18 protein-coding genes are annotated in these 22,374 nt (G+C 60.2%); 8 read left to right on the top strand and 10 right to left on the bottom strand.

What is annotated here, in order from left to right; genetic code table 11:
• Positions 1-49 precede the first annotated feature (49 nt).
• The 3 genes from lpxM to G5380_RS03490 all read left to right on the top strand — a co-directional run bounded on the left by lpxM (position 50) and on the right by G5380_RS03490 (position 3,241).
• Positions 50-1,039: a lauroyl-Kdo(2)-lipid IV(A) myristoyltransferase gene (gene lpxM, locus G5380_RS03500; RefSeq protein WP_216953494.1), complete on the top strand. Its 990-nt coding sequence runs from the start codon at positions 50-52 to the stop codon at positions 1,037-1,039.
• A 150-nt stretch (positions 1,040-1,189) separates the two neighbouring features.
• On the top strand, positions 1,190-2,185 hold the full coding sequence (locus G5380_RS03495; RefSeq protein WP_216978871.1) for a lauroyl-Kdo(2)-lipid IV(A) myristoyltransferase: 996 nt from the start codon (positions 1,190-1,192) through the stop codon (positions 2,183-2,185).
• Positions 2,186-2,380: 195 nt separating this feature from the next.
• Entirely contained in the window at positions 2,381-3,241 is an 861-nt protein-coding gene (locus G5380_RS03490) for a PA4780 family RIO1-like protein kinase (protein WP_216978870.1), read from the top strand.
• Between the two features lie 241 nt (positions 3,242-3,482).
• On the opposite strand, the gene G5380_RS03485 is transcribed toward G5380_RS03490, so the two are convergent.
• The 3 genes from G5380_RS03485 to G5380_RS03475 all read right to left on the bottom strand — a co-directional run bounded on the left by G5380_RS03485 (position 3,483) and on the right by G5380_RS03475 (position 5,765).
• Complete coding sequence (locus tag G5380_RS03485; RefSeq protein ID WP_421352375.1) at positions 3,483-3,827, bottom strand: hypothetical protein; 345 nt, start codon at positions 3,825-3,827, stop codon at positions 3,483-3,485.
• Positions 3,827-5,065 (bottom strand): GGDEF domain-containing protein, encoded by a 1,239-nt coding sequence (locus G5380_RS03480; protein ID WP_219296629.1) that lies wholly within the window; start codon positions 5,063-5,065, stop codon positions 3,827-3,829. The genes G5380_RS03485 and G5380_RS03480 overlap by 1 nt, the downstream gene beginning before the upstream one ends.
• A gap of 208 nt (positions 5,066-5,273) precedes the next feature.
• On the bottom strand, positions 5,274-5,765 hold the full coding sequence (locus G5380_RS03475) for a prolyl-tRNA synthetase associated domain-containing protein (RefSeq protein WP_421352374.1): 492 nt from the start codon (positions 5,763-5,765) through the stop codon (positions 5,274-5,276).
• 166 nt (positions 5,766-5,931) lie between these two features.
• Here G5380_RS03475 and G5380_RS03470 point away from each other — a divergent pair, with 166 nt between their 5' ends.
• Together G5380_RS03470 and G5380_RS03465 are read left to right on the top strand one after the other, a co-directional pair.
• Positions 5,932-8,358, top strand: coding sequence for a DNA polymerase II (locus G5380_RS03470; RefSeq protein WP_421352373.1), 2,427 nt, complete (start codon positions 5,932-5,934; stop codon positions 8,356-8,358).
• Between the two features lie 74 nt (positions 8,359-8,432).
• Positions 8,433-8,684 (top strand): DinI family protein, encoded by a 252-nt coding sequence (locus G5380_RS03465; protein ID WP_227342753.1) that lies wholly within the window; start codon positions 8,433-8,435, stop codon positions 8,682-8,684.
• Between the two features lie 177 nt (positions 8,685-8,861).
• On the opposite strand, the gene G5380_RS03460 is transcribed toward G5380_RS03465, so the two are convergent.
• From G5380_RS03460 to dcuC, 5 genes are all read right to left on the bottom strand, one after another.
• The gene (locus G5380_RS03460; RefSeq protein ID WP_421352372.1) at positions 8,862-9,725 is read right to left on the bottom strand and encodes a DUF2927 domain-containing protein; all 864 of its coding nucleotides are present in this window, start codon (positions 9,723-9,725) and stop codon (positions 8,862-8,864) included.
• Between the two features lie 26 nt (positions 9,726-9,751).
• Complete coding sequence (locus G5380_RS03455) at positions 9,752-10,255, bottom strand: M48 family metallopeptidase (protein WP_227342756.1); 504 nt, start codon at positions 10,253-10,255, stop codon at positions 9,752-9,754.
• A gap of 144 nt (positions 10,256-10,399) precedes the next feature.
• Entirely contained in the window at positions 10,400-12,043 is a 1,644-nt protein-coding gene (locus tag G5380_RS03450; protein ID WP_421352371.1) for a hypothetical protein, read from the bottom strand.
• 186 nt (positions 12,044-12,229) lie between these two features.
• Entirely contained in the window at positions 12,230-13,876 is a 1,647-nt protein-coding gene (locus G5380_RS03445; RefSeq protein ID WP_421210165.1) for a bifunctional metallophosphatase/5'-nucleotidase, read from the bottom strand.
• A gap of 91 nt (positions 13,877-13,967) precedes the next feature.
• The gene (gene dcuC / locus G5380_RS03440) at positions 13,968-15,320 is read right to left on the bottom strand and encodes an anaerobic C4-dicarboxylate transporter DcuC (protein ID WP_421210166.1); all 1,353 of its coding nucleotides are present in this window, start codon (positions 15,318-15,320) and stop codon (positions 13,968-13,970) included.
• A 195-nt stretch (positions 15,321-15,515) separates the two neighbouring features.
• On the opposite strand from dcuC, the gene G5380_RS03435 reads away from it, so the two are divergent.
• Positions 15,516-15,980, top strand: a complete 465-nt coding sequence (locus G5380_RS03435) for a hypothetical protein (RefSeq protein ID WP_421210168.1) — start codon at positions 15,516-15,518, stop codon at positions 15,978-15,980.
• A gap of 183 nt (positions 15,981-16,163) precedes the next feature.
• The gene (locus G5380_RS03430; RefSeq protein ID WP_216953506.1) at positions 16,164-16,760 is read left to right on the top strand and encodes a DUF922 domain-containing protein; all 597 of its coding nucleotides are present in this window, start codon (positions 16,164-16,166) and stop codon (positions 16,758-16,760) included.
• Positions 16,761-16,869: 109 nt separating this feature from the next.
• Here the strand turns inward: G5380_RS03430 and mnmC are convergent, their stop codons facing one another.
• Positions 16,870-18,888 (bottom strand): bifunctional tRNA (5-methylaminomethyl-2-thiouridine)(34)-methyltransferase MnmD/FAD-dependent 5-carboxymethylaminomethyl-2-thiouridine(34) oxidoreductase MnmC, encoded by a 2,019-nt coding sequence (gene mnmC / locus G5380_RS03425; RefSeq protein ID WP_421352370.1) that lies wholly within the window; start codon positions 18,886-18,888, stop codon positions 16,870-16,872.
• A gap of 90 nt (positions 18,889-18,978) precedes the next feature.
• On the opposite strand from mnmC, the gene fabB reads away from it, so the two are divergent.
• The gene (fabB, locus tag G5380_RS03420) at positions 18,979-20,190 is read left to right on the top strand and encodes a beta-ketoacyl-ACP synthase I (RefSeq protein ID WP_216978860.1); all 1,212 of its coding nucleotides are present in this window, start codon (positions 18,979-18,981) and stop codon (positions 20,188-20,190) included.
• Between the two features lie 304 nt (positions 20,191-20,494).
• Here fabB and G5380_RS03415 read toward each other — a convergent pair whose 3' ends face one another.
• Entirely contained in the window at positions 20,495-22,180 is a 1,686-nt protein-coding gene (locus G5380_RS03415) for an aspartate:alanine antiporter (RefSeq protein ID WP_005345980.1), read from the bottom strand.
• Positions 22,181-22,374 lie beyond the last annotated feature (194 nt).

Here is a 22,374-nt window from a genome sequence, read left to right as displayed (position 1 = left end):
TGTCAGGACGACTACAATGCAGCACCACTTTTTCGCTCGACCCCGATACATGTCGTCCCAAGATCCCGTATTTGACTCCTCTTTTGAAGCCCGTTTTCTGCATCCCCGCTACTGGTTCAGCTGGCTGGCGCTCGGTGTGCTGATGCTGCTGGCCTTTGTGCCGGTGCGATTGCGCGACCGTTTGGCCGAAGCCTTGGCACCGCTGGTGTTTCGTATCTCGAAAAAACAGATCTATATCGCCAGAACCAATCTGGAGATCTGCTTCCCGGACAAGAGCCCGGAAGAGCGGGATGCCATTGCACTGACCTCGATCCGGGTCGGCCTCAAGAGTCTGTTGGGATTTGGCGAGTTCACCATGCGCAGTCAGCGTTATCTGATGAGCCGGATGCAGGTGATCGGTTGGGAGCATATCGAGGCGGAGCGGGCTGCCGGTCGTCCGGTGATCCTGGTGGTGCCCCATACCTGGCCGGTGGATGCCGCCGGTTACTGCTTCACCCAGCGCGGGGTGCCCATGTGCACCATGATGAAACGGGCACGCAATCCGGTGTTTGACTGGCACCTCAACCGTGCACGGGCCAAAAACGGTTGCCGCGTTTACGAGCGCAGCGCCGGGATCAAGGCGGTGATCAGAACCATCAAGAGTGGTCGCAGCTTCTTCTACCTGCCGGATCAGGATCACGGTCGCGAGAAGAGCATCTTTGCTCCCTTCTTCGGCCACCCCAAGGCGACCCTGCCAGCCTTGCCCCGTCTGGTTCAGGTCAGCGGCGCCAAGGCGGTGCCGCTGCTCGCCTGCTATGACGAAGCGAACCACTGTTACCGGCTTGAGATAGATGCCCCGTTTGACAACTATCCCACCGAGGATGTGATGGCCGATACCTGTCGGATGAACGATATGGTGCAACAGCAGCTGACGCGCCATCCGGGCCAGTACATGTGGTTCCTCAAGATCTTCGATACCCGTGAAGATCAGGAGGGGCCGGATGGCCTCTACGAGGCGGGGATCCAGCGGATCCGCAAGGGATTGTCGCCCCACGGCTGACCCTGAATTAAGATTGATTGAAATGGCCCCAGGTGGGCCATTTTTTATGATAACTAGTCTGATCTGTGCCTTGCAGGTCGATAGCAAGCCTCCTCAGGGTAGAAAAAAATGTCAGGATAATTACAATAACCGCTTGTTTTTGATGACTTGATGGTCGCCATGTCTGCGTTAGATCCGGTATTTGATACCTCATTTCATAGCCGCCTGCTGCATCCCAAATGGTGGGGCAGCTGGTTCGCACTGGGCCTGCTCTCCCTGCTGGCATTTACTCCTGCGAGGTTGCGGGATCGCTTTGCCGATCTGGTCTCACCGACCCTGCTGCGTTTTTCGAAAAAGCAGGCCTATATTGCCGATACCAACCTCAAGATCTGCTTTCCAACGCTGGATGCCGCCGCACGTCAGGCGCTGCTGCTCAAATCGATCCGGGTCGGGCTCAAGACCTTTATGGGCTTTGGCGAGCTCAGTTGGCGCAGCAAGGCGCGCCTGACCCGCCGCGTCAAGGTGAGCGGCTGGGAGCATGTGCAAGCGGAGCAAGCTGCGGGCCGTCCGGTGATCCTGGTGGTGCCTCATACCTGGGCGGTCGACATGATTGGCCGCTACTTCTCCATGATGGGCATCGAGATGTGCACCATGATGAAGAGCCCGAAAGATCAGGTTTTTGACTGGTACATCAACCGCGAGCGGGCCAAAGGGGGCAAGGTCTATGAGCGCAGTGTCGGTATCAAGCCGGCGATCAAGTCGATCCGCGCTGGCGCCAGTTTTTTTTATCTGCCGGATCAGGATCACGGCCGTGAGGCGAGCGTGTTTGTTCCCTTCTTCGGTCGTCCCAAAGCAACCCTGCCAGCGTTGCCCAAGCTGGTGAAACTGACTGGTGCCAGAGCCGTGCCCATCTTCGCCAGCTATGACGAGGATGAGGGATGCTATCTGCTGGAGATCGAGCCGCCGTTTGACCCTTATCCCACCGCCGATCTGCTGGCAGACGTCAACGCCATGAACCGGGTGGTGGAGATGCAGGTGGCGCGCCATCCCGAGCAGTACATGTGGTTTCTCAAGATCTTTGAAACCCTGGAGCATCAGGAGGGGGATGACGGACTCTATGAAGCGGGGATCCAGCGTATTCGTCAGGGCTTGCCGCCCGAACCTTGAAAATTGGCCCGCATGCGGGCCAATTTTGTTGGCAGAGGAGCCTTTCGTATTTGGTCTGTTGCGGGTGGTTTTTAAGGCGAACGGGTGGACAAAAACAGCGCAAACAGAGGATAACAGGGTGTCTTATGACAGGGAGAGGCAAGTGAGCGTGCGCGGAGCTATCTTCGAGAGCGGAAATAGGGTAAAAGGGCGGCCATGAAAATTCCAAATCGAATCCAACCCCTGGTGGATGACGGCCTGGTCGATGACGTCATCAGCCGGCTGATGAGCGGCAAAGAGGCCGACGTCTATGTGGTGCGCTGCGGCGACGAGATCCGCTGCGCCAAAGTCTATAAAGAAGCGTCCAAGCGCAGCTTCAAGCAGGCCGTGGTCTATCAGGAAGGCCGCAAGGTGCGCGGCAGTCGCGATGCTCGCGCCATGGAGAAGGGCTCCAAGTACGGCCGCAAACAGCATGAAGAGGTGTGGCAGAACACCGAGGTCGACGCCCTGTTCAAGCTGGCGGCGGCCGGTGTGCGGGTGCCGCAGCCCTATGTCTGCCTCGATGGCGTCCTCTTGATGGAACTTATCACCGATGAGGATGGCAATGTCGCGCCGCGCCTCAACGATGTGGCGCTTACCCCCGAGCAGGCGGTCATCGACCATGCCAAGGTGATCCGTTACGTGGTGAGGATGCTCTGCGCCGGTCTTATCCACGGCGATCTCTCCGAGTTCAATGTGCTGGTGGATGAACAGGGCCCCGTCATTATCGACCTGCCCCAGGTGGTGGATGCCGCCGCCAACAACCAGGCCAAGGCGATGCTGGAGCGGGACGTCAACAACATGCGCAACTACTACGGCATGTATGCCCCCGAGCTGCTCAAGACCCGCTACGCCCGGGAGATGTGGGCCCTGTATGAAGATGGCAAACTGACCCCCGACAGCGAGTTGACCGGCTTGTTCGAGGAGAGCCGCGAGCAGGTGGATCTCGATTCTGTATTGCACGAGATCGAGAGCGCCCAGGAGGAGGCACTGGCTCGTCAGGCCAGGATGAAGGCCGAAGAGGAAGACAGCTACTGATCTTGTTGGTGGCCGTGGTCAATGGAAAAAGAGCGCCTAGTGGTGCTCTTTTTTATTGTCTGCCGCACAGCCCTGGCCTCTTGGCCGGGGCCAGCCGGTAAAACCGGACCCAGCAGAGATCGCCGGTATGATAGCGGCGATCCAGCCATTGTCCATCTGCAGCTTCAATGACCTTGAGCGAGGCGGGATTTGTCTTGTCACAGCTGATGAGCACAGGTTCGCTGAGCACATGGCGCTGCACTCAACCGAGCAGGATGCGGGCGGCACCTTCACCCCGGCGGGTGGGATGGTCTCGTAATCGATATAGCCAAGCCACTGGTGGGTGGCTTGGCTTGTCGCCGTGGCGCAGGCGCAAGGTGGCGAGGAGCGCTTCCCCTTCGAGGGCAAAATAGGTGGTGGTCGGTAGGTAGCCCGGCGGCAGATGCAGGCCATTGGCATGGGCGAGCAACTCCTGCAGCCACTGAGTCGAGCCGAATTGCGCCACCTGATAGAGCGGCAACCCGGCGGCGCCACATTCGGCCTCGTAGCGGCGGTAGGTGGGGGCGTCGGTCAGCCGAGCGGCCCGGCACTCGATGAGGGGTTGCATCAGGTCTGGGTGGCCAGAGGCCACAGCGGCCAGGGTTCGCTGTGGTGTGGCTCCTGGATGCAGGCGCGCTGGCGGCCAGCCTGTTTGGCGGCATAGAGTGCCCGATCCGCGCGCGAATAGGCCTGCTCAAAGCTCTCGCCCTGCTGCAGCGAAGTGAGCCCTATGCTGAGGCTGATGGGGCCACCGGCCAGCGACCGAGTGGCGTCTGCGACCCGCTGCTGCAGGGTCTGGCAGCAGGCCGGCAGCGTTTGCGAAGTCTCCATCACCAGCAGCGCCAGCTCGTCGCCGCCAAGGCGCCCGGCTAGCCCCGCCGTCGGCAGGCTCTCCCGGATCACCCGTCCCACCGCCCGCAGCATGGCGTCGCCAGCGGGATGACCGTGGCGGTCATTGATCTGCTTGAAGTTGTCCAGATCGATCAGCAGCAGCTGGCCGGGGCTAGCCATCTCGCGGGCACGCAGGGCCACCTGGTGTTCGAAATAGTGTCTGCTGTCCAGTCCGGTCAGGGCATCCAGGTTGGCGCGCCGCTCCAGCTCGCGCTGGGTGGCGAGCAGCGCCTGCTGCTGACGGGTGTGCACCAGGCTCAGCAAAATGAAGCTGCGGGCAATGGTAAAGAGCAGGCTGAGCAGGATCACCGGGCCGAGCAGGGGATCGGTCAGGCTGGAGGCAGCCGACTCAGGCCACCACTGATGCTTGGCCATCCTGATCAGTTGCAGGGCCAGTTGCAGCGCAAGCAGCAAGATGGCAAAGCGCAGCACCCGGTAGGCGGGGGCCAACCGCTGATAGCGCCAGAGCTGCCACAGCAGCAGGCACATTTGCAGCGAGATGGCCCCGGATAGCACCACGATCCGGCTGTGTATGTCATCCTGCGGTAGCTGTGTGGCGGTGACAGCGAATAGCAGGAAGCCGGCGAGGGCAAGGAGCGGGCAGAGCCAGCCGAAACGGTCGGCCTCGCGCCGGAAGAAGTGGCGCAGCCCCCGCTCATAGAGTAGCGGGGTGGCGATGATCAGCAGATTGGTAAGCAGGATATTGGCAAGGGAGATCTCTCCCGTAAGGGGTCGCAGCAGCAGGCAGCCAAAGGCGGCGGCGATGGCCAGTTCGCTGGCCGACCAGTAGAGCAGGGAGCGCAGCTGTCGCTGGGTATGCCACAGGTAGGCGAAAATGGCCGCGACCCCGATGTGCGACAGGCTGACGAACAGCACCAGACTCAGCAACTGGGCCGAGGAAAACAGACTCTGCATCAAGGGTTTGGGCTCTTCCTGACGGGAACGGCGCAGCGACCTCAGGGCCGGGTGACTGTGCCGGATCACAGCATGAATTGCGCCGTTGAGCAATGGTTCAAGTGATCCGGGCACGATCGCGGCAACAACCGCCACAAGAGGGCTGCTGACTCGATTAATCAGGGGCGGGGCATGACGCCGGAGCGTTTATGCTTCCCACACTCTTGGGTCAGTCAATAATGACCGGCAGCCGCATGACGTTGGCCTCCCGACCGAGGTGGGCCAGCAGGCGGCGCACATCGTCGAGGCGGATGATCAGAGTAGCGGTGTTGACCAGCGGATGGCACTGCGCCTGTTCGGCCTGCCAGATGGCCTCGTCCACCACCAGCTCTACCGCTTTTTCCCTGTCGCGCACCATGGCGAGCAGGGTCACCGAGCCCGGGGTAAGGCCGAGCACAGCATCGAGCCGCTCGGGGGAGCCAAAGCTCAGCCGCTTGACGCCGAGCATGACCGCCAGCTCCTTGAGATCGACCCGGCGCTCCTCCGGACTCACCACCAGAAACAGCCGCTCGCTTTTCGGATCGCGCAAAAAGAGGTTCTTGGTCTTGGCTGCGGGCAGGTCGGGCAGCAACTTGCTCGCCTCCTCACAGGTAAACACTGGGGGATGGTCAAAGTGCTGGTAGGGGATAGCCAGCTGATCCAGCAGGGAATAGATTGCCACAGAAACTCCTTTTGTCGGCGAAGAGTGGTCAGAACGGGATGGGCGGGAATAACGACCGGATCGAGCTTACCAGTTTGACTCCCGCCTCGCAGCCAGCGTGACGATTGCGAGCAGGCACTGTATGAACGTACAATAGTCCCATTCTCGGACAGCCCCTTTACGCTTCATGACTGCAACCCAGCCCACCGTACCCGCCACTCCGCCGCTCGACGGTTTTATCCTGACCCGCCACGGTCGGGACGTGCGCGGCCGCAACGGGCTGCCTGCAACCACCGAAATCGTGATGTGGCTCTGGAGCGCGCAGGGGCCGGTACGGGTGGTGGTGCCGGGGCAGGAGCCGGTGTTCTTCCTGCCGCAGAGCCATATGGCAGAAGCCGCCGAGCTGTTCAAGGGGGCCGGGGTGAGCGGGCGGTTTCGCCGCCTGCCAATGCACACCTTCGACGGTCGCCCTGTGGTGGGCTGCTATTTCGCCACCCTGAGCGCCTTTCACCGCGCCATCGAGCTGCTGCTTATTCGCGGGCTGGAGCACTTTGAGGCGGATATCCGGCTGCCGGAGCGGTTTCTGATGGAGCGTTTCATCACAGCTGGTGTGCGTTTCGATGGCCGGGCGGTGAAGAAGGGAGGCAAGCAGGGCTACTGGGAGGTCAACGAGGCGCGCTGCGCGCCGCAGGCGGTGACGCCAACCCTCTCCTGGGTGTCCCTCGACGTGGAGTGCGCCATGGACGGTGCCCTCTTCTCGGTCGGCCTTTACAGCGAACAGGATGCGCGGGTCATCATGATCGGCACCTCGGAGGCGGATGCCGAGAGCTGGGGCACCCAGGTCCAGTGGGTAGAGGACGAGAGCGCCCTGCTGAGTGCGCTGGAGAGCTGGTTCAGCCAGCATGACCCCGATCTGGTGATTGGCTGGAACGTGGTCAATTTTGACTTTCGCCTGCTGCTACGCCGCGCCGAGCTTAACAAGCGGCGGCTGCGGCTCGGGCGGGGTCGTGAGCTCTGCTTCTGGCGCTCGTCACGGGGTGATCCCCAGACCGGTAACGTCATTATCCCCGGACGCATGGTGCTCGATGGCATCGATACCCTCAAAAGCGCCACCTGGCAGTTTGCCAGCTACAGCCTGGATGCGGTGGCGAGCGAACTGCTTGGCCGTGGCAAGGATATCGAGGACGTGGCCAATCGGGGGGAGAAGATCACCGAGCTGTTCCACTCCGACAAGGAGGCACTGGCCCGCTACAACCTGGAAGATTGCAAACTGGTGTGGGAGATCTTCGATTACTGCCACCTCATCCCCTTTGCCATCGAGCGCGCCTCCCTCACTGGCCTTGAGCTGGACAGGGTGGGGGGCTCGGTGGCGGCTTTTACCAACCTCTATCTGCCACGGCTGCATCGTGGCGGTTACGTGGCCCCCAATTTGCCAGCCGACGGTGGGCTAGCGAGCCCCGGCGGCTATGTGATGGACTCCAAACCCGGTCTCTATCGCCATGTGCTGGTGCTCGATTTCAAGAGCCTCTACCCCAGCATCATCCGCACCTTCTGCATCGATCCCATGGGACTTATCGAGGGGTTGCAACACCCCGACCACGCTATTCCGGGCTTTCGCGGCGCCATGTTCTCCCGCGAGCGGCACTTCTTGCCGGATCTCATCGCTACCTTGTGGGCGGCACGGGACAGAGCCAAGGCGGCCAGCAACAAGGCGCTCTCCCAGGCCATCAAGATCATCATGAACTCCTTCTACGGCGTGCTGGGGTCGGGGGGCTGCCGTTTCTATGATCCGCGCCTAGCCTCATCTATCACCTTGCGTGGTCACAGCATCATGCAGCAGACCCGCGAGTGGATTGAGGCGAAGGGGTTCGAGGTGATCTATGGTGACACCGACTCCACTTTTGTCCATCTGGGGCGCGAGACCAGCCCGGATGAGGCGGACGAGATTGGCCAGCGACTGGCGCAAATGATCAACGACAACTGGGCTGCACTGATCAGGCGCGAGTTCGATCTGCCGAGTTATCTCGAGATCCAGTACGAGACCCACTATCGCCGCTTTCTGATGCCCACCATCCGCGGGCTGGAGAAGGGCAGCAAGAAGCGCTATGCGGGGCTGGTTGGCAAAGCCAGTGAGGAGAGTGAACAGCTGGTATTCAAGGGGCTTGAATCGGTGCGCACCGACTGGACCATGCTGGCCAAGCAGTTCCAGACCCGCCTCTATGAGCTGGTGTTTCACGATGAAGATCCCAGCGGCTATGTGCGCACCATGGTGGATGAGACTCGCGCCGGTCGTCACGACGATCTGCTTATCTACCGCAAACGGCTGCGCCAGAAGCTCGAGGAGTATCAGAAGAATGTGCCGCCCCATGTGCGGGCAGCGCGGCTGGCCGATGAGGAGAACCTGCGCCGCGGTCTGCCCCAGCGCTATCAGCATCGGGGCTCCATCGCTTATCTGATGACCCTCAATGGCCCAGAACCGCTGGAATACAGGCGCAGTGCCATCGATTACGAACACTATATCGACAAGCAGTTGCGGCCCATTGCCGACGCCATCCTGCCCTTTATCGGCGAGTCGTTCGACCGGATCTGCGGCCAGCAGCTGGATCTTTTCTGATTGGTGCAAGTTGGCACTTTACTTCCCATGAATACTGGATAAAAATACAGTTATAAATCATGGAGAAGTTTCCTATGCGTCTTGAAATCATCATCGACAGAAAACATCAGATCCCGACCTCGACCATGGAGGCGCTGCGTCAGGAGCTGCTCAAGCAGCTTGGCGAAAAATTCCCCGACATCCATGTGCGGGTCGCGCCGGGCAGCGCCATGGCCCTGACCGTCAGCCGTGCCAGCAAGGAAGACAAAGAGCTGGCCGAAGCCATGGTGCAGGAGGTGTGGGAGAACGCCGAGAGCTGGATGCAGGAAGAGAACGTCGCCTCCTGATCCCGCACGGTCAGTGGATAACTCGGGCGTTGGATAAATGGGTTGCTGATAAACGGGCATGCCCGCGAATGATCCGCTGATCCCCGGACAACAAAAAACGCAGCCAGGTGGCTGCGTTTTTTGTGGGTGGTGAGAGGCTCGCGATGGTTTTTCTGGCTCTGGGTTGAGCCAGGCCCGTTACAACCCCGCCCAGCTTTTCAGGCTCTGCTGCTGCACCCGGCGATTGGCTTCGCGGATCTCCCCTTTGGCGCGCAGGTCGGCCAGCGCAATGGGCAGTGCGGCGCGGATCTCGTCACTGCTCATTCCGGCTTTGAGGGCCGGGTGATAGGCCATCTTGAGCAGCACATAGTCCAGCCCGGTCAAAAAGCTGTCGATGCTGTTGTCATTGAAGATGGAGGGAAACACCTTGTCCGAATCGTTGGGCAGCCCCATCACCTGGGTGAACTCCTCCACCACGCAGTCGAGAAAACGCCCCTTGGCTCTGCTGTAGTCTACCGGAATGATGATGGTGGCACGGCTGATCTCGTGTTTCGCATTGGTTGCGAAGTTGGCAAGGCAGAGCCCTTCCTTGAGTGCCATCTTGACTGATGGATCCCCCCCCATGGTGCGGTTGGCCCAGCTCTTCATCTTGCTGTAGTCGGTCATGATCAGGGTGAGGTTGGGCTTTGCGGTCACCATGCTGATGGAGTGGCCGGTGATGCGGGCCAGATGGGCTGCCTGTACCTTCACCACGTCGGCCTGCAGCGGCTTGTCACCCGATTCGTTGATAAGTTGCAGCCGGATCGGCTGCTGCCAGCGGGCAAAACGGGTCTGCCTGGCTTCGCCATATTCCCGCTCCATGGCGATGGCAATAAAGCTCTCGGTGAGATAGCTGTCGCTCTGCCAGCGCTCATCGGCCCGGGCGCTGTGGCCCGCGAGCAGAAGCAGCAGGGCCAGCAGCCCACGTGACGCGCTGCGGGGATAGTCAGCGCGGCCCAAGCTGGCCATTACCAAAGTGGCAATAAGGCGGGTGGCACCAAAGGGGGTGGCGGCAAATGACATGTTTCCTCCCTGAAACGGTTGTCTACCTAGCGGTTGGCCTTGTCGATATCGCGCCAGGTGAGCCAGAGCCTGAGATCAAACTCCAGTTGATGATAGTCGGGCTCCATGTGCTGGCAGAGCTGGTAGAAGCTCTTGTTGTGATCCTTCACTTTGATATGGGCCAGCTCGTGCACCACGATCATTTTCAGGAATGGGGGCGGTGCCTCCTTGAACAGGGCGGCGATGCGGATCTCGTTCTTGGCCTTGAGCTTGCTGCCCTGCACTCGGCTGACGTAGGTGTGCAGACCGAGGGCATCCTTGATCACGTTGATCTTGCCATCGAACACCACCTTTGACAGGGGCGCCGAGCTCTTGAGGTAGCGGTTCTTCAGCTCCATGGTGTAGGCGAGCAGCGCCTTGTCGCTCTGGATCTGGTGGCTCTCCGGATAGCGTTTGGCCAGCATCTCCCCAAGCTTGCCCGCCGCAATCAGCTGTTGTACCTGTGCCTTGAGGGGGTCGGGATAGCCGCCCAGATAAGTCAGTTCCGCCATGGTGTCACTCGTTACATCAAAAAGAGCGTCATTGTAGTTATCTCGGGCGGGCTTGCCTACTGCGGGCCGCTGCTGCAAGGGGCTTTGGCGCAAGAAAAAGGGCGGCCATTGCAACAATGGCCGCCCTGCGGGGCGTATTGACGATCAGCGTCGGCGATAGAGACCCGGATCCACCTCTTCATAGTGGCTGGTCAGGTATTGATAGAAGGCAAGATGGGAAGGGGAGCTGGGTTTTTTCAGCTCTTCGCTCACCCGATCCGGCTTGGCGATGATGAACTTCGGATTCTGGCGCTGGATATCGGCCAGCACCCGCTCGCGCACGTCATAGGGCGGATTGACGTTGGCAAAGAAGAGGTAGGCGGACGCCGGCTGGCGATCGGTCCAGAGATAATATTGCGGCTGGATGCCATCGACCCAGATCTTGTCGCTCGGGCTGGTTTCGGCCTTGATGCGATCAACCCGTACCTGCGCGGCCGGATTGAAGGGGCGACCCTTGAGGGTACCTTCCCAGACGTTGTTGATCATCAGCAGCAGCATGGCTAGCGTTGCCAGCCAGGGGGTGGCACTGCGCACATCCCAGGCGCGCCAGAGGGGGATGAGGATCAGCACCGGCAGCGCCCACAGCAGGCTGGTGCCGAGCACCTCGTTGACCCGCTCGAGGGACCACTCCTTGGTGCTCCAGCCAAAGGCGAGTTGCTGGGCCAGCAGCCAGCTGGCGGTGAGCACCACCAGCGAGATGCAGAGCAGGCCGATGGTATCTGCCTGCTGTTCGCTGCGATCCAGCAATACTGCCAGCGGTAGCACCGCCAGTTGCAGATAGAGCACGTCGTAGTGATCGAACACATGGCCGGAGACCGAGTTGGCGATCAGGGTGAACAGCACCCCAAACAGGGTCGCCAGCAAGGCGGGCAGATACCACTCCTGACGGCGGCTCAGCATCAGAATGATGAAGGCGGGCAGCAGCATGATAAGGCCGGTGCGTAGCAGGCCGACGGCGCCCACCATGGGAGAGAAGCCATTGCCGTAGCTCCCTTCGAAAAAGATGTCGAAGGCGTAGTATTTGAAGGCCGCCAGTAGATCATGCTGCTGGAAGTAGGCGTAAAGCGGGCCGCCAATCAGCGCCAGTCCCAGCAGGCTGGAGATGAGCAGCAAGATGGCGTCACGCCACTTCTCATGCAGACACCAGTGGCAGAACAGTACCAGATACCAGGCGCCCCAGAAGGCGCCGTTGTTGGTGCGCATCCAGGCGACGATTGCGAAGGTGAGGGCCGCAACCAGCGCCGGCCACCAGCGAAATCCCTTGTCCAGGAGCAGGGTAATGAAGGCCCACTGGGCGATGAGGGCGAGGTGGAAGGTCCAGTCCTCGGTCATGTTGCCGTAGTAGTAACGGGTGCCGTAGAGAGCCAGCACCGCCAGCATGGCGCCAAGGCGCGCCTTGAACGAGAGTCCGAGTTGGGCAAAGGCCTGCCAGCTGGCCAGCAATCCGAGCCAGCAGAGCACCCACTCCAGCGCCCAGATCCCGACAAAACCCCCCATTCCATAGCCCAGCGCGTCGAGGGCGAAGATCATCGGCCCCTTGATGTCGATCATGTCGCGATAGAGCACCCCACCTTCGCTCCACATCTTGCCCATCACCGCGAACAGCGAGGCATCAAAGCCCGGCGCCATGGCGTGGAAGAGCGGGTTGCGCAGACAGAAGAGCAGCGCCAGCAAGGCGGTCAGCAGCACAATGGCTGGCTTGATACCCGGGTTGACGCGAGGGGGAGTGAAACGGATGGAGTGATTCATGAAGTCGCCTGTTCCTGCAGCTGGTCTTGAAAGCGGGCCTATCTTGCCGAGCTAGTGAGTGCGATGCAATGGGGCGGGCCCGTGTGGGGCAAATATTCTCGAAAAAGCCCGGTTCTTGCAGGGAACCGGGCGCTGGCTGCGGCAATTTTGGCCGTCAGGGGATGTGGCAAGCCATCCCCCTCTGCATCAGCTGAGGTACTCAAGCAGGGGCGGCTGCGCTTCCAGTGTCGGCAGGTGACGGGCCCAGCGGATAAAGGCGTCGGCCAAGGTGATGCCGAGCTCCTGATTGTGCTGGGTCAGGGTACGCGCCAGTGCGGTGTAGCCCTCCTTGCCGGAGGCGGTATAGGCGCTCGACACTCCGCGATAGACCTGTTCGGCATTGACCGCTTGCCACTGGCCGGGGGCGGCTTCCCACTCCAGTCGGGTGATGCGCTGGCCCTTGGGCCGATCGGCCTGATAGGTGAATCGCACCCCCGCGGTGTAGGGGAAGCTGCCGTTGCCATTGCCGACCACGCCGTTGTTGGTGGCGTTGTCGATGGCATTCTCTAGTGCCTCCGCCAACTCGTGACCGTGCACCCGATAGAGGGTGAGGGGAATGGCAAACGGCAGCAGGCGACCGGCGATATCCGCTTCGCTCAGGGGGCCCGGCTCCAGCGAGCAGCGCACGCCGCCAGCATTGTGCAGGGCAAAGTCCACCTCGCCTACCTGTTCACGGGCGGCGGTCAGCATGGCGCGGGCCACCAGCGGGGCGAGCTGGCTGCCGTGGGGCTGGGTGGCATCCGGCAGCCGCTGATGGGGAAGTGGCGCCGCCAGTCGGGTGACGATGCGCTGGCTCATGGTTTCAATCTCCGGCCGGTAGCGTTTGGCCAGATGTTGTTCAAGCTGTGGGTCCGGCTCACAGAAGGTGAGCCCGACAGGTGGCGTGGAGGCGTACGGCCAGGGCTGCCAGGGGAGCCACTCCAGCTGACCCTGACTCTGCACGACGCGGCCCGCCTCATCGAAGGTGAGCTCGCAGACACCGAGGCAGAGGGCGCTGTGGCCAGCATGCAAAATAGCCACCCCGTTGTTCATCAGCGGATAACTGCCTTCGCTTGGCAGACCCAGCTGCGCGAGATCGCCGAGCAGGCTGTGGGTGTGGCCGCCGATGATGAGACTGAGCTCGGGGAAGCGTTCGGCCAGCAGCTTGTCCTGATCCAGCCCGAGGTGGCTCAGCAGCACGATATGCTGGATCCCTTCGCGCTTGATCTCCTGCAACACCCTGGTGAGGGTGTCGGCGACCGCGTGGAAACGGGTGTGGGGATCCGGGTTGGCGATGGCAGCCATCTGGGCGAGGGTGATGCCGAGCAGTGCAAAGGGAACCCCGTCGATCACCCGGCGATGCCAGGGCTGATGGGCGTCGTAGAGGTGGGGAATATCCCACAGCCCCAGCGGCGTGTCGGCTGGCTCCTGACTGTTGTCCAGATTGGCGGCCAGCACCGGAAAATCGAGCTGGCGCAAGAACTCCACCAGCGGGCCGTTGCCCAGATCGAACTCGTGGTTGCCAAGTACCATGGCATCGGGGGCCAGCATGGCGAGCAGGTCGGCGTTGGCGCGCCCTTTGAAGCGGTTGAAATAGAGCGAACCCTGAAAGGAGTCGCCACCGTGCAGAAATAGAAAACGCTGGCCGGCTGCTGCGGCTTTGGCACGCAGTTGGGTCAGTCGGGTCAGGATCCGGGCATAACCGCCGCACTGGGTGCGCCACTGGCCTTCACCGACAGGGGAGAAGCTCATGGGCGCGCCATCGAAGTGGGAGTGGCAATCACTGAAATGGGCAAGTTGAACCGTAATACTCATCTCGGTCCTCCTTAGGGGGAAAATGAGCACCGAGTCTACTGCAAAGGAGGGGGAGGATACCAGCCCGGCAGGGTGCCGGGCTGGTCAGCGATCAGGCGGGTACCATGATCTGGGTGGCGACGATCACCACCAGCAGGCCGACGGCGACCGGCATACTGGTGCGCTTGACCACCTCGAACGGCGAGAGCTTGCCCATCCCCGCACAGGCGACCACCACCCCGGAGACCGGAGAAATGGTGCGACCTAGGTTGGAGGCTTGCAGCATTGGGATCACCAGATAGGCCGGGTTGATGCCAAGGCTGCTGGCCAGGTTGGGGATCAACTCCACGAAGGCGTAGAAGGGAGCATTGCCCGAGCCGGTGGTGAAGGCGGCCAGGGTGGTGATCACCACCAGTGACAGCATCATGATCAGACCACCCGAACCGAGATCCTGCGCGTGAGCCAGCAGGGTGTCGATAAAGCCGACGGTCATCAGACCCTGGGCGAAGACACCGGCACCGACCAGCAGCATGACCACACCGGCAAAGGCGTCAGCCATGTTGCGCCAGCAGACCTGGAGACCGTCCAGCAGCTCCTTGCCATTGCGGATACGCACCAGCTCCAGCAGGCTGGCCAGCACCATGCACATGACGATGATGGTGACGATATCCAGCTGCGGACCCCATTTGCCGTCAAACACCAGCACCCCGATGATGGGGGTAAAGGGCAGGATGGCGTAGAAAGCGGGGGCGGTAGTCACCAGATCACCCGGGGCGACCGGCTCGTTGTGCTCACCGGATTTCTGGTCAAGGTAGCGCTGCCAGAAGAAGTGGGTCACCGCCATACAGGCGATCGCCACCAGCGAGATGGGCAGGGTCAGCTTGAAGGCAAAGTCCAGCAGCGGCATGTTGGCGGCCTGAGCGGCCATCACCACGTCCCCTGAGGTTGGTGCCAGAATAATGGCGGCTGGCGAGGCGCACACGGCCGCCGCCGCGCCACGGGAGATCCCCATGTTGACCATCAGCGGGAACAGGGTGGCCATCAGCAGCACGCCGAGGCCGGTAGCGGAGCTCACCGCCAGCGACATGGCACAGGCCACCAGATAGGCAGCCACCAGCAAGATATAGGGGGACTTGATGATGCCGAGCGGTTTGCTGGCCAGCTTGACCAGAATGGTGTTGGCGCCGATGTGGCTCATGTAGCCGGCGAAGCCACAGAGCACCATGATCAGCATCCCCAGTCCACCGCCACGATCATTGAGCAGGAAGCGGACGTATTCGAAGATATCGGTTGCGAGATAACCGGTGCTGACCACCTTGCTCGGCAATACCGGCTTGCCCATCATGGCGGTGATGATCAGCAGCAGCAAGCCGCCGCTCAGCAGCACCCCGGTTGCGGAGTATCCTTTGAAAATGGCACGGCCCACCACCAGGGTGACCAGGGTGCCAACAATGAGTTCCAGCATATGTTGCCTTCTGATTGGATGAGAGTGGAAGGAGTCTATTCCGATAGGGGTAGAGTGGCGACTGGAAACAGGATGTTGTGTGAGCTAAATCAACGTTTAACCCCATGAACAGAATTAAAGAAAGGTAAAGGTACTTTACCCAGCGGGTTTGGCTACCTACCCTTGCCAGCCTTGGTTGTCTTTTGAGGCTTTTATATGGTGATTGGTGATTTTTCAGGCATTAAACGCTCTCTTTTCCTGCTCGCGATGCTATTTTCACCTACTTGCGTGTTTGCGGTAACCAATGACGGTTTTCATCAAACCGGTCCTCATCAGGCGGTCGCCATGCGGCGTCTCATGGCTCCTCACTCTTACGGCGTACTGGTGGTTGCCGAGGGGAACAGACCCCGTTTTGCCGCGCTGGCATCCAAAACCACGGAAGCAAACTGCCTGGCCCGTCATGCCATCCGGGTAGATGGGGTCGCGTTGCTGGTCACCCCGAGATTTTATGCCAAAGAGGGAAAACGGGGACTTTGCGAGCTGTGGCTCAATGAGGGGGCAGATCAGGACTTTTTTGCCAACCGTCTTAAAAATGATCATTTCATTCAGATAGATGGTCATGACATCAATGTGAAAAACTATCACCTCGACTGGCAGCGCATCAGTCGTACTGCTCAATAAAAATACAGTTTCATCCTTGTGCCATACTTTGCTCACGCAACCTGTGAGCTTGCTCTGATTTCTGGGCTCATCATTGTATTGCGCCGCCTCTTGGTCACACATAGGCTATACCCGTCATCTGTGTGGCGGTGGGTTTCACCAAGGTTGGTACTCCGCCCGTGCAATCAAGGAAGGTAGTCTGGCATGGTCAGCAAGGTTTATGGAGTAGTGGGGAGCGTGCTATTGCTGTTGCCCCTGATGAGTCAGGCTCAGCCGAGCCGGCCGCAAGTGGTGCCAGAGTCCCGCATCAATGTCCGTTTTTATGAGGTAAGTGCTGCCCAGCCAGATCAACTGGCACGCGCCATTGCTCAGAGTGCCCCCAAGGTGAATGGCAAGCCTGTGCTCGGCAAGGCGAGTTATCAGGTGGACTGGCAGCTGGAAACCGACCAGTTGCCGGGGCGTTGCCAGCTCAAACGGGTAACGGTAACGACTCATGCCACTGTATTGTTGCCCCGCTGGCGTCAGAGTTCGGAGGGGAGTGACCCTGCTCGCCAGCGCTGGGGTCGGCTGCTCTCCAGCATGTTTGACTATGAATCCCGTTTCAAAGAGATGGTGCTGCAAGGCGGAAATCAGGTGGGCGGGGCGATTGCGGCACTACCAGGCCATGCAGATTGCCAGGCGTTGCGCTATGCCGCCTGGGCTGCGGGCAGTGGCGAATTGAACAAGGTGAAGGCACGGGTAGACGATTTCCAGCGTCAGACGGGTTATGGCGAACAGCTCGGGGTGCATTGGCCCAAGTGAACTCTGTCTGGAGGTGCGAAGCCCTGCCAAACCCGGTCAATATGGCACGATTCAACATCTGAAATGGCCGCCCCACCGGGCGGCCATTTCATTGCAGACAGCGCCATGTTTAGACCAGCGCCTTGCCTTTGAGCAGTTTGCGCACCCAGTAACGGGCAGGGTGGAGCGCTTCCAGTAGATCGGCGGCCAGTGGCAGGGGCTCACCGCAGATCTCGCTGGCGAGCAGCTCGCCACAGAGCGGCGCCGAGCAGAGACCCCGCGAACCGAGCGCCCCCAGCACATAGAGGCCGGGGTGAAGGGGGAGCGGCTGGGCGTTGTGCTGTTCATGCTGCAGCTGCACATAATGATCCGCCAGACCTTGCAATCTGGCCACTGGCCCCACCACCGGCAGGTGATCCCGGCTGGCACAACGCACCCCCACGCGCGCCTCGTTGCCGCTCACATCCACCTCGGCGGGCCAGGTTTGCTCCGGCAGGCAGGCTTGCAACCGCACCTGATTCTGGATTTGCTCCTCGGCACGAAACTCAAGGCTGCTCTGGTTACGGCCATAGCTGGCACCAATACAGTGTTGATCGTTGTGCATTGGCGTGAGGTAGCCATCGTAGCAGAGCACGGTATTAAGCCGGCTCAGGCTGGTTGAGGTCGGCACATGGCTTACCTGACCGCGTACCGGATAGAGCGGCAGCTCGGCAAAGGGGAGCAGTGATGGCAACTGGTGACCGGCGGCGACCACCAGATTGGGGGCCTGCCAGTGGCGGCCATCCTGGCTTTTTATTTGCCAGCCATCGGCCAGTTCAGTAATAGCGACCACCTCGGTATTGAACGCCACCTCAAGCAGCCCGCTGGCTTGCGCTTCTTTGATAGCTGCGTGGGTGAGATCGGCCGGACAGAGCCAGCCTCCCAGCGGGTAACTGACGCCGCTGTGGCCACAGGGCAGGCCAACCACCTGCTCTACCTCTGCTGTAGAGAGGGGATACATCAGCTCGGGGGGGAAGGGGCCCTGGCTCATTTTCGCCAGCTTGGCTGCCGATTTGTCGTCATAACCGAGCTGGGTTACCCCGCACAGTGCAAAAGCGATGGGATGTTGCGCGGCCAACGCCAGTAGCCGTAGGCGGGCATAGCCAAAAGCGAGCGAATAGAAGCGTGACAGGGCATCGTGCTCGCCGTTGAGCAGCGGATAGAGCGCGCCCTGGCGGTTGCCGGAGGCGCCGGTGGCCGGTTCGCCATCTGCACACAACAACGTCACCTTGCGGCCCCGCTCCACCAGAGAGAGCGCCGTCATGGCCGAGGCAATGCCGCCGCCGATGATCACTACCTCGCCAGCGCGTCCGGCAGGACGGGCATACCAGGGGGCTATGGTCTGCTGCGGCTGCTTGTCGGTGCGATCCCCCACCAGCATCTCCCGCTTGCTACCGTGGCCCTTCACCTTCTTCATGGCAAAACCGGCGGCAATCAGGCCGCGACGGACAAAACCGGCACAGGTAAAGGTGGCGATGGAGCAATCGGGACGGGCGAGGCGAGCGAGACTATCAAACAGCTCCTGTGTCCACATCTCCGGGTTCTTGGCCGGGGAGAAACCATCCAGATACCAGGCATCCACCAGCCCCTCTGCCCGGTGAGGCACTTGCGGCAGCATATCCTTGATGTCGCCAAACCAGAGATCGAGGCGAATGCGGCCACCCGTAAAATGCAGGCGGTGGCAACCGGAAACCGGCAGTGGCCACTGGGCGACAAGATCCTGGCTCAAGTGGCCAAGTTCAGGCCAGGCGGCCAGCGCCTTGCGCAGATCGTCCCGGGTCAGGGGGTATTTCTCGAAACTGATGAAGTGCAGACGGGAGCCGTTACCGGATTGGGGCGCCTGTTCCAGGAAGGCTTGCATTGTCGCCAGAAAGTTAAGACCTGTGCCGAAACCTGTTTCACCTATCACGAAACTGTCACTATCGTGGTGCGAAAATCGCGCAGGTAGCCGGTTTTGCTGCAAAAAGACGTAGCGGGTTTCACCTAGACCGTTATCATTGGAAAAGTACACATCCCCGAAGTCACTGGAGACAGGAGTTCCCGCTTCATTCCAGTCCAATCGGGCATGATGTAAGGATGTTTGACTCACGTTTTCCTCGGCTCGCGTCACAAAATCGCGGGCATTCTACGTGAAAGCAGACCAGTTTGGCAGCCGAAAGCGGGTAGACTTGGCGCCAGTTTTTCCAGACGAGATGAATTAATGAGAAGAGCAGTGATCACCGGTATCGGCGTCATCTCCAGTATCGGCAACAACAAGGAAGAAGTGCTGGCCTCCCTGAAAGCAGGTAAATCCGGCATCACCTATTCCGAGCAGTTCGAGCAGCACAATCTGCGCAGCCGTGTCTGGGGTAACATCAAACTCGATCCGTCTGAACTGATCGACCGTAAAGTCATGCGTTTCATGGGCGACGCTGCGGCCTACGCCTATCTCTCCATGCAGCAGGCCATTGAAGATGCCGGTCTGGCGGAAGATCAGGTCTCCAACGAGCGTACCGGCCTGGTGGTCGGTTCAGGTGGTGCCTCCGGCAAGAACACTTCGGAATCTGTGGACATCGCCCGCGAGAAAGGGGTCAAGCGTGTGGGCCCTTACATGGTGCCGCGCACTATGTCCTCCACAACCTCTGCTTGCCTGGCGACCCCGTTCCAGATCAAGGGTGTCAATTACTCCATCAGTTCAGCTTGCGCCACCTCTGCTCACTGCATCGGTCACGCGCTTGAGCTGATCCAGCTTGGCAAACAGGATGTGGTCTTCGCCGGTGGCGGTGAAGAGCTGGACTGGTCCTCTACCATCCAGTTTGACGCTATGGGGGCCCTCTCCACCAAGTACAACGACATGCCGGAAAAAGCCTCCCGTACCTATGATGCGAATCGCGATGGTTTCGTTATCTCCGGTGGCGGCGGCATCCTAGTGATCGAAGAGCTGGAACATGCGCTGGCCCGTGGTGCTCACATCTATGCCGAGCTGACCGGTTACGGTGCTACCTCCGATGGCTATGACATGGTCGCGCCGAGCGGCGAAGGCGCGGTGCGTTGCATGAAGATGGCAATGCAGGGGGTTGGCAAGGTTGATTACATCAACACCCACGGTACCTCCACCCCGGTTGGCGATACCAAGGAGCTGGAAGCCATCCAGACTCTGTTTGGTGCCAACGGTCCCAAGATCTCTGCCACCAAGGCGATGACCGGCCATGCGCTCGGCGCTGCCGGCGTGCACGAGGCTGTCTACTCACTGCTGATGATGGAGCACGGCTTTATCGCTCCCAGCATCAACATCGAGACTCTGGACGAGAAGGCCGAAGGTCTGCCCATCGTGCGCGAGTACGAAGAGGCCGAGCTCAACACCGTCATGTCCAACAGCTTCGGCTTTGGCGGTACCAACGCCTCCCTGGTGTTCAGCAAGTTCAAAGCATGATTATCCGGTTGATATGAAAAAAGCGCCTCAGGGCGCTTTTTTTGTTTCCGTGATCTGCCATCACTCATTGCAGAGCAGAGCAGAGCAGAGCAGAGCAGAGCAGAGCAGAGCAGAGCAGAGCAGAGCAGAGCAGAGCAGAGCAGAGCGTCAACCATTGTAGGATAGGGGGCAGAGTTCAGCGCTGATGGTTGGTGTCAGGTGAGATCACACCAATAAGCCTGCTTCGCATCTTGGGAGAAAGGCAGATAGCAAGAAGGGAGCCTGAGGCTCCCTTCTTTGTTAGCGGTAATTTGATGGTTACTGGTTAGAACCAGAAGCCGATAATAAAGGAGCCTGCCAGCGTCAGCATCACGTTGGCCACCGCATAGGTACCTGCGTAGCCAAGCGCCGGAATGGAGCTGTTGGCGGCCTCGTTGACCACATCCATGGCGGGGGCGCAGGTACGGGCACCAGTGATGGCGCCGAGCAGCAGCGCCGGGTTCATTTTCAATACCCAGACCCCGAACAGATAACCGACAAGCACCGGCAGGGTAGTGACCAACATGCCGGAGAAGAGCACTACGGCACCCACTTCGCTCAGGTGATCCAGAATGCCGCCACCCGCCTTGAGGCCGGTGCTCACCATAAAGACCGCAAGACCGAGATCCTTGGCCAGTCGCAGGGCTCCGGGCGGTACGTAACCCACGGTGGGGTGGTTGGCCCGCAGATACCCCATCAGAATACCAGCCAACAGCAGACCGACGGCGTTGCCGAGGCCAAATTCAATCTGGCCGAACACAAGCGAGACGGAGCCGATCAGCAAGCCGAGCACGAAGAAGGTGGTGAAAGCCACTAGATCTGTGGTCTGGCTGTGGATACTGATAAAGCCGATCTTGTTGGCCAGCAGTTTGACCCGCTGTTTCTCGCCGCTGATCTGCAGCACATCGCCTTTTTGCAACATGATGTTGCGATCGAACGGCATCTCGATTTGGGAGCGTACCACCCGGTTGAGGAAGCACCCTTTCTCGGTGAGGTTGAGCTCCACCAGATGGCGGCCGACCACGGCGTCGTTTTTCACCACTATCTCTTCGGTGACGATCTGCAGGTCGAGCAGGTTGCGATCAAATACCTCTTTACCGTTGCGGTAGTTGACGTCCAGTTTCTCGTGGCTCTCGGGATAGCCCACCAGGGCGATCTCGTCCCCTTCCTGAATGACGGCATCGCCATCGGGACTGGCGAGAATGCCGTTGCGGCGGATCCGCTCAACATAGCAGCCGGTATGGGGGTAGATGCCGGTCTCCCGCAGGGTACGGCCACCGATCCAAGCTGCCAGTTCGGGGCCAACCCGATAGGCGCGGATGATGGGTAGATAGGTCTTGCGACTGTCGCTGTCGGAGAGACCCCGCTCACGGGCGATCTTTTGCGCTTCGGTATTGAGATCGAGTCGTGCCAGTGACGGGAGATAGCGCACCACCAGCATCAGACCCACCAGACCCACCAGATAGGTCAGGGCGTAGCCGATGCCCATGTTGTCGAGTACCGCCTGCATATCGGTTTGATGGGGCAGGTTGAGCAGACCACTGCGCAGGGCATCCTGTGCACCCACCAGCGCCGGGGTCGATGTGAGGGAACCCGCCAGGATCCCCGCCGCCATGCCCGGCCCCAGATTGAAGAACTTGGCCAGCCCCACTGTCAGCAGCAGAGCTGTCAGCAAGATCACCAGAGTCAGGGTGATGTAGTGGATGCCATCGCGCAGGAAGACGCTGAAGAAGTGGGGGCCAGCCTCAATCCCCACACAGAAGATGAACAGCATAAAGCCGACGTTTTCTGTGGTGGCAGTAAACTCGAAGCCCATCTGGCCAAACAGCAGGGCGGTAAACAGCACACCTATGGTGTTGCCAATCTGGAAGTTGCCAATCCGCACTTTGCCAAGCAGCAGGCCGAAGGCCAATACCACGAAGAGCAGCAGGGAGTCGCTTTGATGCAGCAGTGTCACAAAATCTATAGTCATGCCCGGAAAAACCGAGGAAAAAAGTGGGGCCGATATTGTGCCGTATCTATCACTAATAAAGAAGCATAAGGGGGATTAATCGGACGTTATCGGACGCTATTTAATGAGCAGGCGGCGGGATAAGGGGAGCATCGGAAAAAAGCAGGTGATTTTTGCTCTCCTTCCCGTTGTCAATTAGTGAAACATGCTGGTTG

The organism is Aeromonas sp. 604443, from assembly GCF_049170315.1.
Classification (GTDB): Bacteria; Pseudomonadota; Gammaproteobacteria; order Enterobacterales; family Aeromonadaceae; genus Aeromonas; species Aeromonas veronii_A.
The sequence above is the reverse complement of the archived record's forward strand: the minus strand, read 5'-3'. Positions and strand labels throughout refer to the sequence as shown.

Coding starts and splice junctions, on each gene's coding strand:
- G5380_RS03430 (WP_216953506.1), top strand. CDS start 16,164: ATGGTCAGCAAGGTTTATGGAGTAGTGGGGAGCGTGCTATTGCTGTTG.
- G5380_RS03490 (WP_216978870.1), top strand. CDS start 2,381: ATGAAAATTCCAAATCGAATCCAACCCCTGGTGGATGACGGCCTGGTC.
- G5380_RS03415 (WP_005345980.1), bottom strand. CDS start 22,180: ATGACTATAGATTTTGTGACACTGCTGCATCAAAGCGACTCCCTGCTG.
- G5380_RS03460 (WP_421352372.1), bottom strand. CDS start 9,725: ATGTCATTTGCCGCCACCCCCTTTGGTGCCACCCGCCTTATTGCCACT.
- fabB (WP_216978860.1), top strand. CDS start 18,979: ATGAGAAGAGCAGTGATCACCGGTATCGGCGTCATCTCCAGTATCGGC.
- G5380_RS03435 (WP_421210168.1), top strand. CDS start 15,516: ATGGTGATTGGTGATTTTTCAGGCATTAAACGCTCTCTTTTCCTGCTC.
- G5380_RS03465 (WP_227342753.1), top strand. CDS start 8,433: ATGCGTCTTGAAATCATCATCGACAGAAAACATCAGATCCCGACCTCG.
- G5380_RS03485 (WP_421352375.1), bottom strand. CDS start 3,827: ATGCAACCCCTCATCGAGTGCCGGGCCGCTCGGCTGACCGACGCCCCC.
- dcuC (WP_421210166.1), bottom strand. CDS start 15,320: ATGCTGGAACTCATTGTTGGCACCCTGGTCACCCTGGTGGTGGGCCGT.
- G5380_RS03450 (WP_421352371.1), bottom strand. CDS start 12,043: ATGAATCACTCCATCCGTTTCACTCCCCCTCGCGTCAACCCGGGTATC.
- G5380_RS03495 (WP_216978871.1), top strand. CDS start 1,190: ATGGTCGCCATGTCTGCGTTAGATCCGGTATTTGATACCTCATTTCAT.
- G5380_RS03445 (WP_421210165.1), bottom strand. CDS start 13,876: ATGAGTATTACGGTTCAACTTGCCCATTTCAGTGATTGCCACTCCCAC.
- G5380_RS03455 (WP_227342756.1), bottom strand. CDS start 10,255: ATGGCGGAACTGACTTATCTGGGCGGCTATCCCGACCCCCTCAAGGCA.
- G5380_RS03480 (WP_219296629.1), bottom strand. CDS start 5,065: ATGCAGAGTCTGTTTTCCTCGGCCCAGTTGCTGAGTCTGGTGCTGTTC.
- lpxM (WP_216953494.1), top strand. CDS start 50: ATGTCGTCCCAAGATCCCGTATTTGACTCCTCTTTTGAAGCCCGTTTT.
- G5380_RS03470 (WP_421352373.1), top strand. CDS start 5,932: ATGACTGCAACCCAGCCCACCGTACCCGCCACTCCGCCGCTCGACGGT.